Source organism: Nocardia africana NBRC 100379 (assembly GCF_001612635.1).
In the GTDB taxonomy this organism is placed as follows: Bacteria; Actinomycetota; Actinomycetes; order Mycobacteriales; family Mycobacteriaceae; genus Nocardia; species Nocardia africana.
The window spans coordinates 244,281-260,957 of record NZ_BDAV01000009.1 but is presented as its reverse complement, the minus strand read 5'-3'; the positions used below and the strand labels follow the sequence as shown (position 1 = coordinate 260,957).

Genomic DNA, 16,677 nt, shown 5'->3' with positions numbered 1-16,677 from the left:
CGCATTCGGTGCGCGCGGCGTACAACGGTTGACTTCGCCGCACGGCTTACCCCGGCCGAGGTCGGATGTGGTGGCGAACACCCCGCGACGGGCCCGGTAGCCGGGGTCGGCGGGCGAGGCGCCCGCCCGGACCCTTACCCTCGAATCATGCAGTCCTGGTCCGAAATCTCCGTTCCCGCCGTCCCCGGATCCGGACCGCCGTTGCGGTTGTTCGATACCGCAGACCGGCAGGTGCGCCCGGTGGCGCCCGGCGCGACCGCCACCATGTACGTCTGCGGCATCACACCCTACGACGCCACACATCTGGGGCACGCCGCGACCTACCTGGCCTTCGATCTGATCAACCGGATCCTGCGCGACAGCGGCCACCAGGTGCACTACGTGCAGAACATCACCGACGTCGACGATCCGCTGTTCGAGCGGGCCGAACGCGACGGCGTGGACTGGCGTGAACTCGGCACCGGCGAGATCGAGTTGTTCCGCGAGGATATGGCGCAGCTGCGGGTGCTGCCGCCGCGCGACTACATCGGCGCGATCGAATCGGTCGGCGAGGTGGTGGAGCTGGTGGACAAGCTGCTGGCCGCCGGGGCCGCGTACGTGGTCGACGACGCCGAATACCGCGACATCTACTTCCGGCACGACGCCACCGAGCAGTTCGGCTACGAGTCCGGCTACGACCGGGCCACGATGGAGCGACTGTTCGCCGAACGCGGCGGCGATCCGGAGCGCCCGGGTAAGCGCGACCCGATCGACGCGCTGCTGTGGCGGGCGGCGCGGCCGGGTGAGCCGTCGTGGCCGGCGCCGTTCGGCGAGGGCCGCCCGGGCTGGCACATCGAGTGTGCGGCGATCGCGTTGAACCGGCTCGGCCCCGAATTCGACATTCAGGGTGGCGGCAGCGATCTGATCTATCCGCATCACGAGTACTCGGCCGCGCACGCCGAGGCGCTGGTGTCGCATCGGCGCTTCGCCCGGCACTACGTGCATGCCGGGTTGATCGGCCTGGACGGCGAGAAGATGTCCAAGTCGCGCGGCAATCTGGTGTTCGTGTCGAAGTTGCGGCGCGCCGGCGTGGACCCGTCGGCGATCCGGCTGGGGCTGTTCGCCGACCACTACCGCACCGATCGGCAGTGGTCGGACGCGGTGCTCGAGCAGGCGCAGCAGCGGCTCGCGCGCTGGCGGCAGGCGGCGGCGCTGGAGTCGGGCCCGTCGGCCGAGGAGACGGTCGCGCGGTTGCGACAGCATCTGGCCGACGATCTGGACACCCCGAAAGCCCTTGCCGCCGTGGACAGCTGGGTGCAGCAGGCGCTGGAGTACGGCGGCCCGGACACCGCGGCGCCGGGACTCGTCCGCACGGCGGTCGACGCGCTGCTGGGCATCACCCTCTGAGCCCAGCGTGACCGCCTGAGCACAGAGTGCACGGTGCACCGGCTGCATGTTGGCAGCGAATGCAGCTGCAAGCCAACGCAACTGCGAGCCGGTGCGAACCTGCTCGGCCGTTCAGGCGCGGCGGTCGGCGAGTACCCACGAGGTGATCGCCACCGCGCCGGAGACCACCGCCACCGACGGCCACGCGCCGATCTTCTTGGCCAGCGGATGCGAGGCGCCCATCGCGCCCACCGAGAGTCCGGTCAGCGCGGCCGCCCCGGGAGTGCCGACCGCCGCCCGCCAGCGCGGGACCGCGGCCGCGGTGGCCGCGGCGAAGACCACACCGCCGAGCTGTCGCTGCTTGGTCGCCTGCGCGAGCGCGAACCCGCCGAGCAGCCCACCGGCGGCGAGCGCCGACGTCGGCACCGAAGATATTCCGGCCATACTCACAAACCTCCACCACACATCAACCCGAATCGGGACAGCGGCCGGACGAAAACACCGCAGGGCGCGAATCCGGCCACGCCCCATTGTTCACCGCGCCGCGATACCGGCCTGAAGCAGTCGACGCATGCCGGCACGGCCTGCGAGAAGGTCGCTGATCGTTGCTCCTCTCTCAGAGCTCGCTCTTGTCTCAGAGCCGAGGCCAGGCGTGGGGGACACCGACCCCAGCGCGGCGGCCGGTCGGCCACGGTCGCCGACTGGTACAGCCACGTCCGGTAAGTGGGTGCCCTGCATGCGGTCAGGCCGCGGAACTACACAGCGGCACCCCACCAGGCGGCGGCACCTCGTGCGGCCGCATGCCATGCAGGAGCAGCACTCAGGCAGCGGCCGCGGCGGCGCGAGCGTAGGTGTCCGCCAGTCCGGGCCAGCCGCCCTCGGAGCCGACCGCGTCGCGCATGGATTCCCAGCCCTCGCCGTGGTTGGCGAAGTCGCCGTGGACGAGCGTGACGGCGGTGTGGGTGGCGTCGATGGGGGTGAAGGTGACATCGACGCGGCTGGTCAGGGCCGGGTCGGGCTGGTATTTCCAGTCCAGGGAGATGTCCCAGGAGAACGCGAAGTGGCCGGGACGGTCCCACACGAGGACGCGGCCCCACGGGCATTCGGTGCCGTCGGCCTCGCGGCCGAACAGTCGTCCGCCGTCGCGGGGTTCGACCACCACTTCGGCCAGGGGCCCCGCGCCGATGTGATGGTCGCGGGGCCACCAGCTGTCCATGCCGGTGGTGAAGACGTCGAAGGCGGTGTCGATGGGCGCCTCGACGGTGAGTTCGACGCGGACCTGGGTGTCGCTGGTTTGCTGTGTCATGACTTCTCCTCGGATGTGGTTGTGCCGCTGTGTGTTTCGATCGACAGCGTCTGCCCGGCGCGTGCCGCTGCCTCGGCCCGGTCGCGAAACGACGACATCGCCGTCGTCCAGAACCGGGTGAAGTAGCCACGCAGGGCGTCGATGCCGTTCGGATCGAGCCGGTAGATCCGGCGGGTGCCGATCGCCTCGTCGAGGACCAGTCCCGCCTGTTTGAGCACCCTCAGGTGCTGGGAGACCGCCGGACGGCTGACCGGGAGTTCGGCGGCCAGCTCACCGACCGCGCAGGGTCCGCGCCCGAGTCGTTCGAAGATCGCTCGCCGGGTCGGATCCCCGAGAGCGTCGAGCGCTCCATCTTGGTAAGTCTCCACGAACCGTAAGTGTAGACTTACGTAACGCAGGTCACAAGTCTTTGACGCCCCGAAAGAGCGGGTGATTAATTGTCTCGAGACGCAACAAGGAGGTTGTCGGTGTCGCCATTCCCGGGATCGGATCGAATCCGCGCCGCACGCACCAAGCTCGAGGCGGGAAATGCCCTGTTCACAGCGGTGCGCAAAGATCCGCGCATCGCCCGTGACCTGATCACCGGCCTGGTCGGCGCCGCCCGATCGCAGTCCGCCCCGGCAGTGACACCGGCCGAAGAGGCCGACGGTTATCTCACGCCCGCCGGGGTGAGTGACTACGCCAAATCCGCGCACGCCCGCCGCAGCCTTCCCCTGGCACCCGAGACGGTGGCGGCCTATCTGTCGGATCTGAACCGGCTGGCCGACTGGTTCACCCTGCACGCCGGCTGGCGCGGGCAGGCGCCCGGCGCCGTGCGCGAGGGCCTGACGTTCACCCAGCAGGCGCTGGTGATGGGCATCCCCGCCGAGTTGCACTGGACGGTCGCCGAGGCCGGTGAGCGCGGTTTCGCGCTGCGCGGGGAGGGCCCGCAGGGAGTGCGGCTGGGGTATTGGCTGACCGTCGCCGGTTCCGGCGACGAGGCGACGGTGTATTTCGATGCGGGGCTGGGCGGCCCGCCGGTCGAGGGCCCGCTCGGCGCGTCGGTGGCCCGCAGCCTCGGCGAGGCGATGGAGCAGTCCCTGGCCCGGCTGCCGGAAGCGATCGCCGCGGCCGGGCCGGTGAGAAAGCGTGCGGCCCAGCCCATTCGGCACCGCGCCTCGGGTACCGAGATCGATCCGCGCACCCCGGTGCTGGTGGGCGTCGGGCAGATCACCCAGCGCACACCGGATTCCGGTTACGGCGATCCGGCCGCGCTCGCGGTGACCGCGTTGCGGCGCGCCGCGGCCGATACCGGCGCCGGGGAGGATCTGCTGCGCCGCGCGGACGCGGTGTTCGCGGTGGCGTGCACGTCGTGGCAATACCGCGATATGGGCGCGGTGATCGCGCAGCGCCTGGGTGTGGCCGGTATCGACACCGCGCAATCGAGTCGCTTCGGCGGTGACGGCGGTCAGCTGGTGATCAACGAGGCCGCGGCGGCCATCGCGGCCGGGGAGTACGAGATGGTGCTGGTCACCGGCGCCGAGGCCGGAGCCACGCAGGCCGCCGCGCAGCGCGCCGGCGTCGAACTGTCCTGGCCGCAGCAGGGTCCCGAGGTCGCGCCGACCCGCTCGATCGGTATCGACAAACCGGCCAACAATCCGGCCGAGACCGCGGCGGGCCTGATCGCTCCGATCAACATGTACGCCCTGCTGGAGTCGGCGAACCGGCATCGGCTGGGCCGCAGCCCCGGCGATCACGCCAAGGCCGTGGCCGAACTCTGGTCGCGGCTGTCGGCGGTGGCGGCGCACAACGAATACGCCTGGCAGGCCGAGGAATTCGACGCCGACCGGATCGCCACCCCCGGTCCGGACAATCGCATGGTCTCCACGCCCTACACCAAGCTGGAATGCGCGAATCTCACCGTCGACATGGCCAGCGGCATCGTGATGTGCAGCGCCGCGGCCGCGCAGGAGGCCGGAATCGCGCAGGACAAGTGGATTTTCATCCACGCCGGCGCATCCGGCCACGACGAGTGGTTCACCAGCGAACGCGCCGAACTGGCGGCCTCGCCGGCGATCGCGACGCTGGGCCGCGCGGTGCTCGAACACAGCGGTATCGGTGTCGAAGCGCTGACCCACGTGGACCTCTACGCCTGCTTCCCGGTGGCGGTGCAGATCGCCGCCCGGGAATTGGGGCTGACGATCGACGATCCGGCACGCCCGCTGTCGGTGACCGGCGGGCTGACCTTCGGCGGCGGCCCGGGTAACAACTACGGCGGTCATGCGGTGGCGACGATGGTGCAGCGGTTGCGCGCGGAACCGGGCACCTTCGGCCTGGCGAGTTCGCTGGGCTGGTACGTCACCAAACACGCCCTGGGCGTGTACTCCTCGCTGCCGCCCGCCCAGCCGTACCGGCATCTGCGCCCGATCATCGAGAATCCGCCGGCGCGCCCGGCTCGCAGCACCCACGACGGCCCGGCGGTGGTGGAGGCCTACACCGTCGCCTACGCCCGCGACGGGCAGCCGGAAGCGGCGATTCTGAGCGTGATCGAACCCGCGGGCGGCCGGATCCTGCTGCGGAACACCGATTCCGAACTGATCGCGGAACTGGTCGACGGCGACCTGCTGGGTCTGCCGGTGACGGTGTCCGGACACGACATCAGCGTCGAGGGCCGCGAGCGGGTGGAGTTGCCGCCCCCGCCCGCGCCGCCGGTGCTGGTGGAGCGCCGCGGCCCGATCACGATCATCACCCTGAACCGCCCGCGGGTGCGCAATGCCGTGAATCTGGCCACCGCCCTCGGGCTGGAGCGGGCCCTGGACGCCTACGAGGCCGATCCGTCGGCGCAGGTCGCGATCATCACCGGCGCGGGTGGATACTTCTGCGCCGGAATGGATCTCAAGGCCGCCTCGCGCGGCGAGACACCGATGACCGAAAAGCGCGGGCCGCTCGGTATCACCGCCAAACCGCCGGTCAAGCCGTTGATCGCGGCGGTCGAGGGACCGGCCCTGGCCGGCGGCTGCGAACTGGCGCTGGCCGCCGATCTGGTTGTGGCAGCCCGGGATTCGACGTTCGGGATCCCGGAGGTCAAACGCGGACTGGTGGCCGTCGGCGGTGGCGTGTTGCGGCTGGCGCAGCGGTTGCCGCGGGCGGTGGCGATGGAGCTGGCGCTCACCGGTGATCCCATCTCCGCCGAACGCGCGGCGGCGCTGGGACTGGTCAATCAGGTGACCGAATCGGGGAAGGCCCTCGACGCCGCGCTGGAACTGGCGCAGCGGATCGCGGTGAACGCGCCGCTGAGCCTGGTGGCGAGCAAACGCATCATCGACGAATCACCGGACTGGTCCACCGATGTCGCGTTCACCCGCCAGCTCGAGGTGTCGGGCAGTGCGCTGTCGTCGGAGGACGCTGCCGAGGGTGTGCTGGCGTTCGCGCAGAAGCGCACGCCGGAGTGGAAAGCTCGCTGAGCGGCGCGTTCAGGCGATCAGGGCGGTGTAGGCGTCGGCGTAGAACACCGATTTGATCGATCCCAGGGTGCCTTGATCCTTGGCGCCCAGCGGGGCGAGCAGCGCGGTGGCGGTCTCGACCTCCGCGCCCGCGTCGGCGGTGGCGTCGACCAGGCCGTAGTCGTGCGCTTCGGTCCCGCCGAATCGCCGGCCGGTGAGCACGGCGGCGGTGACGGCCTCCGCCGACAGCTTGGCCCGCACGAGCGCGGCCAGCGCCGGGGTGAACGGCACCCGGATGTCGACCTCGGGGAAGCAGAAGTAGCCACGATCGGCGCGCATGACGCGCTGGTCGTGTGCGAGGGCCAGCATCGCGCCGGCGCCGAAGGCGTGACCGGGCAGGGCCGCCACGCTCGGCACCGGCAGCGTGAGCACCCGTGCCAGCAGTCCCTGCACCTGTTCGACATACCACGCGGCGCGATCGCCGTTGGCGCCCAACCACTCCAGGTCGAGTCCGTTGGAGTAGAACTTGCCGCTCGCGGTGGTGATCAAGCCGGTGGCACCGTCGGCGACCACGGTGTCGAGGTGAGCGTTCACGGCGCCGAGGAATTCGGGTGAGAAGCGGTTCTCGCCGCTGCCGAGGTCGAGGACGGCGACGGTGTCGCGGTAGGTGAGGGTGGGGGACATCGGATCTCCTTCGGTGTTGCGGTGGTAGCCGGTGCTTCCGGTGCTCAGTGTTTCGGTGGTGGTCCGGCGCTGACGGCGGCCTGCACGGCCGCCCGCAACCGCATCCGGGTGTCGGGGTCGGCGAGGCGGTCACGTGACAGCAGCAGTGCCGTGGGCAGATCGACGATGCAGGCGGTGATCACCTCGACCGCGCGCCGGTCCTCGCGCTGCCACAGGTGCGCCGACAACCTCCGCATCACCGCGACGAGCCCACGATGCTGTGCGCGCATCTCGGCGGCCACACTCTCGGGCAGTTCCGCGGCGAGCACCTCGTCGTGGCGCAGCATCGTCACCAGGCGGGACGAGGCCGGATATCGGTCGGCGAACTCCGCGGGCGCTTCGGCCGCACGCACGACCGCCCGCACGGCGGCATCGCTGCCCGACCCGTCCGCCAGCGCCGCGTCGACGAGTTCGTTCTGCACGTCCAGGAACCGGCGTGCGGCGCGAATCCACATGCGCGCCACCAGTTCCGCGCGCGAACCGAAACTGTGGTAGATCGCCCCGTTCGACATTCCACTGGCGGCCGCGACCGCGCGAATCGTCACCGCCGGCACACCCGCGGCCACGGCGAGCGCTTCGGCATGGTCGAGAACGAGATCGAGATCGTGAATACGGGGGCGGGGCACGACCTCACCATAACAGAGCAGTTGCTCTATTACTTGGTGGTGTGGGCCACATACGGCCGAGGCGCTGCGCGGCGGAGGGGGCGCCGGTAATCTCGCGCGCATGTGTCCCGCACTCTCGCCCGACCGTTTCCGCACCGCATTGGTACTGGGTGGTGGCGGTCCGGTGGGGATCGCGTGGATGGCGGGGGTGATGGTCGGATTGCGTGCCGCCGGGATCGATCCCGCGCGCGCGGACCGGATCGTGGGCACATCGGCGGGATCGGTGGTCGGTGCCGTGCTCGCGGCAGGCGGAGATCTGAAACATCTCGGGGCCACCCGGTCATCCGGCGGTGCATCGTTCGCGCCGGATCCGCGTCGGCTCGCCGAGATCTTCTCGCTGCGCACCGCACCCGGCGACGCGCGCGAAATCCGCCGCCGCATGGGCGAATTGGCGCTGGCCGCCGATGCCGGCGACCCCGACGCCCACGTCGAACGGATCGCCCGGCTGGCCGGTGTCACCGAGTGGCCGGATGCCGACCTGCGCGTGACCACGGTCGATATCGGCACCGGCGACCTGCAGGTGTGGACCCGCGACACCGCCGCGACATTGCCGCAGGCGCTGGCCGCGAGCACCTCCGTGCCGGGTGTCTTCCCGCCGATCCCGATCGGCGAATCCCGCTATTTCGACGGCGGTGTGCGCTCGGCGCTCAATGCCGATCTGGCCGCCGGCGCGGAGGTCGTGGTGATCATGGAACCGCTGGCCCACATGTTCCCCCGCACCCGCGCCGACCGCGCGCACGGCGCCGACACCGAGATCTCGATCGCCCCCGATGCCGATGCGGTGGCCGTGTTCGGCATCGACGTGTTCAACCCGGCCGCGCTGGGCCCCGCCTACGATGCCGGATTGCGCCAATCGGCCGATGCGGCGAAACAATTGGCGGACGTCGGATTCACCGCCTGAGCCGCCGGCTCGCTCGCGTTCGCGCCGGCATTCGGCTCAGCTGCCGACCGCGCCCAAGCCGTGCTGCGGCAGCTCGGGCAGCGCGGTGCGGTAGAGCCAGCCGTCCCACAGGTCGCGCAGCGGCGCAGGGCTGTAGTGGCCGGCGAGGTCGGTGAAGTCCTCGGCGGCGACGGTGGCGTAGCGATGCCGGGCGGTCCAGTCGCGCAGCAGGGTGAAGAAGGCCTCGTCGCCGAGACGCAGGCGCAGCGCGTGCAGGGTGAGGGCGCCGCGTTTGTAGACCCGGTCGTCGAACATCGATGCCGGTCCCGGGTCGCCGATCACGAGGTCCTGCGGGGCCCGGGCGAGGTTCTGGCGGGCGGCGCGGGCCAGCTGGTCGGCGCTGGGCCCGCCCCCGGCCTGCGACCAGATCCATTCGGCGTAGCAGGCGAAGCCCTCGTGCAGCCAGATGTCGCGCCACTGCCGCACCGTGAGGCTGTTGCCGAACCACTGGTGGGCCAGTTCGTGGGCGATGAGCCGTTCCGCGCCGCGCTGCCCGTCGCAGTGGTTGGCGCCGAAGATCGACAAACCCTGTGCCTCGATGGGGATTTCGAGTTCGTCGTCGGTGACGACGACGGTGTATCCGTGGAACGGGTAGGGCCCGAACCGGCGCTCGAATTCGGCCATCATCTGTGGTTGCCGGGCGAAGTCGTGGTCGAAGGCGGGGCGCAGCCGCGGCGGCAGCACCGCGGTCATCGGCACCTTCGTGGCGCGTCCGGCGTCGATGCGGTGGGCCCGGTAGGGGCCGATCTGAATGGTGGCCAGATAGGAGGCCATCGGCTCGGACTGCTCGTACACCCAGGTGGTCTGGCTGGATTTGGTGGTGCGAGCGGTCAGCACACCGTTGGCGAGTGCGTGGTACGGGGAGTCGGTGGTGATCGATATCCGGTAGCTCGCCTTGGAGCTGGGGTGATCGTCGCACGGGAACCAGGACGCCGCACCGTTGGGCTGGCTCGCGACGAGCACGCCGTCGGTGAGTTCCTCCCAGCCGACCTCACCCCACGGCCCGCGCACCGGTTTCGGGGTGCCGCCGTAGTGCACCACGATCGACAGGGCCGCGCCGGGCGGGACCGGGCGAGCGGGTGTGATCGTCAGCTTGCCGCGGGTGTGGGTGTATTTGGCGGGTTTGGCGCCGTTGACGAAAACCTTGGCCACACTGAGGGTTTGCGACAGATCCAGCGCGAACCGCGGTTGCACCGCGGTGGTCACCGCGGTGATGGTGGCCCGGCCCGTCAGCCGGTTGGCGGCGACCTTGTACACCAGGTCCAGTTCGTAGCGCGAGACCCGGTAGCCGCGGTTGCCGTTCTGCGGCAGATAGTCGTCGATCGGCGCCTCGGCGCCACCCTTACCCAGCTTCACCGACGCCCTGCCTTCACTTGCCGGGCCGGGTGTCCGGCCACGGCGCGATCGGATTGCCCTGCCACCGGGTCGACGGCGGGACGGTGTCCCCGCGCATCACCAGCGAGGCCGGGCCCACGGTCGCACCGGCGCCGATGCGGGCCGCCGGCAGTGCCACGCAGTGCGGGCCGAGGGTGGCACCGGCGTCGAGGGTCACGCTGTCCATGGACATGATCCGATCATGGAACAGATGGGTTTGCACGACACAGCCGCGTTCCACGGTCGCTCCGTCGCCGAGGCTGACCAGATCGGCCTCGGGCAGCCAATACGATTCGCACCACACCCCGCGCCCGATGCGCGCGCCGAGCCCGCGCAGCCAGATGTTCATCACCGCGGTGCCGGTGGCCGCGCGCGCGAACCACGGCGCGGCAACGGTTTCCACGAACGCGTCGCACACCTCGTTTCGCCAGACGAACGAACTCCACAGCGGATGTTCCACTCGCTGAATGCGGCCTACGATCAGCCATTTCGCCGCCACCGCGCACCCGCCGGCCACGGCGCCGGCGATCAGCAGCACCACCCCGGAACAGAGTGCGGCCAGCCAATATCCGGGCCCGGAGGCCAGCCAGGCCAGCGCGAACAGCACACCGAGCCCGATGCCGAAGCTGAGTATCACCGGGACGAGCCGGCAGGTCTCCACCAGCGCGCGGGCCAGTTTCAACCGCAGCGGCGGGTCGAAGGTGCGGGCGGTGTCGGAATCACCGGCGGTGCGGCGCAACCGCACCGGCGGACTGCCCAGCCACGACGAACCCGCTTTCGCCTTCTCCGGAGCCGCCGACAACACCGCCACCAAACCGTTCTTGGGCACCCGCCGTCCGGGCGCGGTCATACCGGAGTTACCCAGAAACGCCCGCTTTCCCACCTTGGCGCCGCCGATGTGCATCCAGCCGCCACCGAGTTCGTAGCCGGCGATCATGGTGTCGTCGGCGAGGAACGCCCCGTCGGCGACCTTGGTGAATTTCGGCAGCAGCAGCACCGTCGACGCCTCGACGCCCTTGCCGACGTCGGCGCCGAGCAGCCGCAGCCACAGCGGGGTGAGCAGGCTGGCATACAGCGGGAACAGGAAGGTGCGCGCGGAGTCGGTGAGCCGTTCGGTGGCCCAGGCCTGCCAGCCGACGCGGCTGCGCACCGGGTGGTAGCCCTCGGTCAATCCGATCGCGAGCACCCGGATCGCGACGACGGTCACCGCGGCGAAGACGGCGAGCACGATCAGCGCGGCCACCGGCAGCATCAGCATCGCGTGCGCCAGCGCCCCGGTGAGGGTGGTTTCGTCGCGGATCCACCAGGCCAACAGGAGTCCGCCCGCGGCGAGCGCGATCACCGGCAGCGCCGACAGCAGCATCGAGGTCACACCGAAGGCGAGGACCCAGTGCAGCGCGCGCGGCGGTGTGGTGGCGGGCCAGCGATGTTCGGCGGGACCGACTTTCACCGCGGGCGATCCGGCCCAGCTCTGGCCGGCTTTCACCTTTCCGAATACCGCCGAGCCGGGTTCGATGACGGCGTTCTTGCCGATCACCGCGCCGGGCATCACCGTGGAGCGGGAACCGACCACCGCGCCGGGGCCGATGCGGATTTCCCCGATGTGCACGAGGTCGCCGTCGATCCAGTATCCGGCCAGATCCACTTCCGGTTCGACGCTGCAGCCGTCGCCGAGTTCGAGCATGCCGGTGACCGGCGGCAGCGTGTGCAGATCGACACCGCGCCCGATGCGTGCCCCCAGCGCGCGGGCGAACGGCACCATCCACGGTGCGCCGGAGAGGTTTTCCGCGCCCGCCGCCTCGGCCATCCGCACCGCGGTCCACAGGCGCAGATGGACCGAGCCGCCGCGCGGGTAGCTGCCGGGACGCACGCCGCGCAGCAGGATGCGGGCGCCGGCCACGCAGATCGCCATCCGGCCGGGCGGTGAGATGAACAGCACGAATCCGGCCAGCGCCCACCACCACGACAGTCCCGGCATCCACGGCAGCGCACCGAAGCGGGTGGCGATATTGGTGACCACGCCGAGCCAGGTGAGCCATTGCAGCCCGGTGAGGGTGGTCAGCGGCACCGAGGCCAGCACCTGGATCCATTGCGCGCGCCGCGGTGTCGGGGTGACGTGGCGGGTGGGCGCCTGTTCGGTGGGGGCGGCGGCGTCGATGAATTCGGCCAGCGCCCCGAGGCGCGGATGATCGTAGAGGTCGGCGACGGTGATCTGCGGCAGCCGTTCACGCAGCGCGGTGACCAGCTGCGCCGCCGACAGCGAACCGCCACCGAGGTCGAAGAAATCCGAATCGAGTCCGTCGACATCGGCGCCGAGCACCGAATGCCACAGTCCCGCAAGCCAATACGCGGTGCCGTCCAGTCCGGCGCCGAGTTCGCCGTCGGCGCCGGGCAGCGGCCACGGCAGCGCGTCACGGTCGACCTTTCCCGATGTGCGCGTGGGCAATTCGTCCAGTACGGCCAGCCGGGGCACGAGGGCCGCGGGCAGTCGTTCGGCGAGCAGTTCCCGCGCACGCGTCAGGTCGATGCCGTCGTCGCCGGTGGACAGATAACCCACGAGGATCGGGGTGCCCGTGGCGGTGGTGCGCACGGCGGCCGCGGCGGCGGTGACGCCGGGCAGGTGCTGCAGCGCGGCGTCGAGTTCGCCGAGTTCGATCCGCCGTCCTCCGACCTTGACCTGGTCGTCGGCGCGGCCGAGGAAGACCAGTCCGGCGGAGTCGTTGCGCACCATGTCGCCGGAGCGGTAGGCGCGCTGCCATCCCAGGGCCGGCATCGGCGCGTACTTCTCGGCGTCCTTGGCCGGGTCGAGGTAGCGGGCGAGTCCGACGCCGCCGATCACCAGTTCACCGGCTTGTCCCTCGGCGACCGGCGTGCCGTCGGGGTCGACGACGGCCAGATCCCAGCCGTCCAACGGCAATCCGATGCGCACGGGCGGCGTGCCGGTGAGCTGTGCCGCGCACGCCACGACGGTGGCCTCGGTGGGGCCGTAGGTGTTCCACACTTCGCGGTCGTCGCTGCCGGCGAGCCGCTCGGCCAGTTCCGGGGGAACCGCCTCGCCGCCGAAGATCAGCAGCCGCACCGCGTCGAGCGCTTCCGGCGGCCACATGGCGGCCAGGGTGGGCACCGTGGACACGATGCTGATTTCGCGGCGCACCAGCCACGGGCCCAGGTCCATGCCGCTGCGCACCAGCGCGCGCGGCGCCGGGACCAGGCACGCGCCGTGCCGCCATGCCAGCCACATCTCCTCGCAGGAGGCGTCGAAGGCGACCGACAGTCCGGCCAGCACCCGGTCGCCGGGCCCGATCGGCTCCTGCTGCAGGAACATTCGCGCTTCGGCGTCGACGAAGGCGGCGGCGTTGCGGTGGGTGACCGCCACCCCTTTGGGGGTTCCGGTGGAGCCGGAGGTGAAGATGATCCACGCGTCGTCGTCGACGGTGGGGCCGGACGCGTGGAGGTCGGCTGCCACGCGGTCGTCGTCGCGGCGCGTGACGGTGCCTTCCGGCTCAGCGGCGGTGGCGTCCGGCCGGGTGGTGGCGTCGTCTCGCCGTGTGACGGTGATGCCCTCGGCGGTGGCGACCGCGGCGACCGCGGCCTCGCCGAAGACCAGGTCGGCGCGTTCCTCCGGATCGTCGGCGTCGACGGGCACGTAGGCGGCTCCGGCGTGCAGCACGGCGAGGATGGTCACGTACAGCCGCGCGGTCCCCGACGGGACCCGCACCCCGACCCGGTCGCCGCGCCGGATTCCCGCCGCCCGCAATTCGCCCACCGACGCGGCGATCGCCGTGAGCAATTCCCGATAGGTGAGTACCTCGGTGCCGTCGTCGACGGCGTCGGCGTCGGCGTAGGCGTGTGCTGTTTCGGCGAGGATGTCGACGAGTGTCCGGGGCTGTGCCGCCGCAGCCCCGCGCAGCAGCGGCGACACCGGAGCGTGCGCCGTGCGCTGCCCGGAGCCCGGGTCGCCGGCCTCGGGGGCCGCTTGCCCGTCGGCGCCGGTCACCGTCGGGCCGGAGGGGCCGGCATCTGTGCCGGTTCGTGAGTCGGTCGCTTCCGCGGAGTCGATCGCGGTCTCGGAGTCCGTGCGGGCTTCTTCGTGCGTCGAGGCTTGGGACTCTGTCACGGCTTCGGAGCCCCGGAGGACTTCGGATTCCGTCAGGGCTTCGGGGGGCTCACCATTCGTGTCGCTGCCCGGGGGCGCGGTGGGCGGGGCGTCGGTACCGCCCGCGCCCGACTGCGAACCGACGATCACGTTGCTGCCTGCCTCTCCCGTTCCCGGCTGTCGGACGTCCGGTTGTCTCACATTGGGGTTACCGTTGCGCAAACACCAGCTGTCCGGTTCACGCGTGTCCGGGCCGCCGTAGCCCCCGACAGTCGCACCGTCGGCCCGCCCTATTGTCCCAACACAACCGCGCGTACGGTCTCGCGGGGGCGACGGGCGTGTTCGCTCGCGATATGCCGGGCCCCGCCGGCCAGGAACTACCCTGGGCGGCCGGACGGTCAGCTGTCGACGTGCACGTGCGGGCGCTGATTCGGATCGGCGACCGCGCGCCGCAGGATCTCTCGCGTCACCGGCGCCACCTCACCCTCACCGACGAACAGGAATTTCAGCAGGTTGAGCAGCGGATTGCCTTCGGTCCATTCGAAATACACGTGCGGATTCATTCCGGTGCGATCGCGTATCGCGAGCAGGATCGCGGCAATCGAGTTGGGCACGGCGGCGGCTTCGACGGAGAGGATTTTGTAGCAGTCGATTTCGACCGCGCTGACGTTGAGGTCGGTGGAGAATTCCGAGGCGTCCTTGACGATCACCTCGAGGAACAGGATCGGCTCCTTGGCCGGGATGTGGCTTTCGATCCGCTGTTCGGCTTCCTTCTCCCGGTAGTCGTCGGGCCGGCGGGCGTCGACGTCGTCGAGATCGTGGGTGACGATGCGGATAGTGCCCGAGGCGGCGATCTTGTCGATCAGCCAGGCCGCCTTGTCGTCGAAATCGACCTCGATGGCCCGCAATTCGAAGGCGCGACGCGCCCGCGAGACGAACGACACCACGATGATGGCGATGATGAACAGCGAGGCCAGCTGCACGCCCTCGGGTCGTTCCACGATATTGGCGATGGTGGTGTAGACGAACACGGCCGCCACGGCGCCGAATCCGAAGACCTTGCCGCGCTGGTGTTTTCGTGCCGCGGACAGGGTCACGGCGACGGCGGCGGAGGTGATCAGCACCAGCACACCGGTGGCGTAGGCGCCGCCCTGGGCGTCGACGTCGGCGTCGAAGTACCAGGTGATGCCGAAGGCGATCACCGCGAACACCAGCACCAGCGGCCGGGTGGCGCGCGCCCATTCCGGCGCCATGCCGTAGCGGGGCAGATAGCGCGGCACCAGATTCAGCAGTCCGGCCATGGCCGAGGCACCGGCGAACCACAGGATCGCGATGGTGGAGATGTCGTAGACGGTGCCGAATCCGTTGCCCAGATATTGGTGGGCCAGATAGGCCAGCGCGCGGCCGTTGGCGGATCCGCCGGATTCGAATTCGTGTTCCGGGATCAGCACCACGGTGATGAAGCTGGTGACGATGAGGAATCCGCTCATGATCAGCGCGGCGGTGGTCAGTAGTTTGCGCGCGCCGACGATCCGGCGTTCCGGATGCTCCTCGGTGTCGCCGGGGCCACCCTTGATCTGCGGCATCACCGCCACCCCGGTTTCGAAGCCCGACAGTCCGAGCGCGAGTTTGGGGAAGACGAGCAGCGAGATCCCGACCATCGCGAAGACGCTGCCGTGCTGGGCGGTCATGGCGTGGCCCCAGTCGACGACCAGGTGCGAGGCGGTGGCGACCTTCCACACGCCGACGACCGCGACGACGAGGTTCAGCGCCAGATAGACCCCGACCAACCCGATCGCGATCCGGATCGCCTCGGCGAATCCCTTGAGGAAGATCGCGGCCAGCAGCGCGAGCAGGGTGAGGGTGATCGCGAGCGCGTGTCCGTGCAGCGCCTGCGGCACGAACGGATTCTCCACGATGTGGGCGGCGCCGTCGGCCGCCGACAGCGTCATGGTGATCACGAAGTCGGTGGCGGCGAATCCGAGCAGGACGAGGATGAACAGTTTGCCGGTCCAGCGGGGCAGGATGTCGGTGAACATGGCCAGCGATCCGCCGCCGTGCGGGGATTCGCGGGCCACTCGCCGATACACCGGCAGCGCACCCAGCAATGTCAGCGCGACCAGCACCAGTGTCGCCAGCGGCGACAGCACACCGGCGGCCAGCGCGGCGATGCCGGGCTGATAGCCGAGGGTGGAGAAGTAGTCGACACCGGTCAGGCACATCACCTGCCACCACGACCGCTGATGGTGTTCCTCGGCCTGTTTCACCATCGGGCCGGGATGGCGGGAGTAGCGGTCCTCGTCGGCGCCCTGCAGCAACCATTCCGTCAAAGCCGAACGTGGTCGTCCGGTGGCGGTGGCGGTCACGTGGTCCCCCTCGGGAGCATCTGTCCGGGTATCCCGGAGTCCAGCGATATCCGGGTCAATGTACGTGGGCCGCCACCGAAGCCACGCATACCGGATGCCGCGCACGGCAGCCTGAAACGGCAAATCAGACACGAAATCCGGCAAATCCGGCACAGAACCGGCCGGTGATTCCTGTCCACGGGCCGCGTCGCGCTGTGAGCGGAGTCACCCACCTCGATATCATCGCAGGTGGAACCCATCGACCGAGCCGGCCGCGCGGCCGGCCTCCGGTTTGCCGGACCGCCCACCGGGTACCCGAGTGTTTCGTATCCCACGTCGCGGCATCGCGACCGGACGCGCAGCAACCGAAAACAGGTGAGGAGGAGCGCGCGTGAGCACCAGCCTGCCGCACGCCCAGCAACGACGTTCGGTGGCCGCCGC

11 protein-coding genes are annotated in these 16,677 nt (G+C 70.3%); 3 read left to right on the top strand and 8 right to left on the bottom strand.

The window, feature by feature from the left end:
• Positions 1-147 precede the first annotated feature (147 nt).
• Positions 148-1,386 (top strand): cysteine--1-D-myo-inosityl 2-amino-2-deoxy-alpha-D-glucopyranoside ligase, encoded by a 1,239-nt coding sequence (mshC, locus tag NA3_RS15670; RefSeq protein WP_062964356.1) that lies wholly within the window; start codon positions 148-150, stop codon positions 1,384-1,386.
• A gap of 111 nt (positions 1,387-1,497) precedes the next feature.
• Here mshC and NA3_RS15665 read toward each other — a convergent pair whose 3' ends face one another.
• From NA3_RS15665 to NA3_RS15655, 3 genes are all read right to left on the bottom strand, one after another.
• Entirely contained in the window at positions 1,498-1,809 is a 312-nt protein-coding gene (locus NA3_RS15665; protein ID WP_199195903.1) for a hypothetical protein, read from the bottom strand.
• A gap of 376 nt (positions 1,810-2,185) precedes the next feature.
• The gene (locus NA3_RS15660) at positions 2,186-2,671 is read right to left on the bottom strand and encodes an SRPBCC family protein (RefSeq protein ID WP_062964355.1); all 486 of its coding nucleotides are present in this window, start codon (positions 2,669-2,671) and stop codon (positions 2,186-2,188) included.
• The gene (locus NA3_RS15655) at positions 2,668-3,039 is read right to left on the bottom strand and encodes an ArsR/SmtB family transcription factor (protein WP_084491583.1); all 372 of its coding nucleotides are present in this window, start codon (positions 3,037-3,039) and stop codon (positions 2,668-2,670) included. The genes NA3_RS15660 and NA3_RS15655 overlap by 4 nt, the downstream gene beginning before the upstream one ends.
• A gap of 99 nt (positions 3,040-3,138) precedes the next feature.
• Here NA3_RS15655 and NA3_RS15650 point away from each other — a divergent pair, with 99 nt between their 5' ends.
• On the top strand, positions 3,139-6,114 hold the full coding sequence (locus tag NA3_RS15650) for a type II toxin-antitoxin system Rv0910 family toxin (protein WP_062964354.1): 2,976 nt from the start codon (positions 3,139-3,141) through the stop codon (positions 6,112-6,114).
• A gap of 9 nt (positions 6,115-6,123) precedes the next feature.
• Here the strand turns inward: NA3_RS15650 and NA3_RS15645 are convergent, their stop codons facing one another.
• Both NA3_RS15645 and NA3_RS15640 read right to left on the bottom strand, forming a co-directional pair.
• Complete coding sequence (locus tag NA3_RS15645) at positions 6,124-6,777, bottom strand: enoyl-CoA hydratase-related protein (protein WP_062964353.1); 654 nt, start codon at positions 6,775-6,777, stop codon at positions 6,124-6,126.
• A gap of 44 nt (positions 6,778-6,821) precedes the next feature.
• A complete protein-coding gene (locus NA3_RS15640; RefSeq protein ID WP_062964352.1) occupies positions 6,822-7,442 on the bottom strand; it encodes a TetR family transcriptional regulator in 621 nt (206 codons plus the stop codon).
• Positions 7,443-7,542: 100 nt separating this feature from the next.
• Here NA3_RS15640 and NA3_RS15635 point away from each other — a divergent pair, with 100 nt between their 5' ends.
• The gene (locus tag NA3_RS15635) at positions 7,543-8,382 is read left to right on the top strand and encodes a patatin-like phospholipase family protein (protein WP_062964351.1); all 840 of its coding nucleotides are present in this window, start codon (positions 7,543-7,545) and stop codon (positions 8,380-8,382) included.
• 36 nt (positions 8,383-8,418) lie between these two features.
• Here NA3_RS15635 and NA3_RS15630 read toward each other — a convergent pair whose 3' ends face one another.
• The 3 genes from NA3_RS15630 to NA3_RS15620 all read right to left on the bottom strand — a co-directional run bounded on the left by NA3_RS15630 (position 8,419) and on the right by NA3_RS15620 (position 16,161).
• Positions 8,419-9,777, bottom strand: coding sequence for a M1 family metallopeptidase (locus NA3_RS15630; protein ID WP_062964350.1), 1,359 nt, complete (start codon positions 9,775-9,777; stop codon positions 8,419-8,421).
• A 13-nt stretch (positions 9,778-9,790) separates the two neighbouring features.
• Positions 9,791-13,792: a Pls/PosA family non-ribosomal peptide synthetase gene (locus tag NA3_RS15625; RefSeq protein WP_372464265.1), complete on the bottom strand. Its 4,002-nt coding sequence runs from the start codon at positions 13,790-13,792 to the stop codon at positions 9,791-9,793.
• 497 nt (positions 13,793-14,289) lie between these two features.
• Entirely contained in the window at positions 14,290-16,161 is a 1,872-nt protein-coding gene (locus NA3_RS15620; RefSeq protein ID WP_227995468.1) for an APC family permease, read from the bottom strand.
• Between the last annotated feature and the right edge of the window lie 516 nt (positions 16,162-16,677).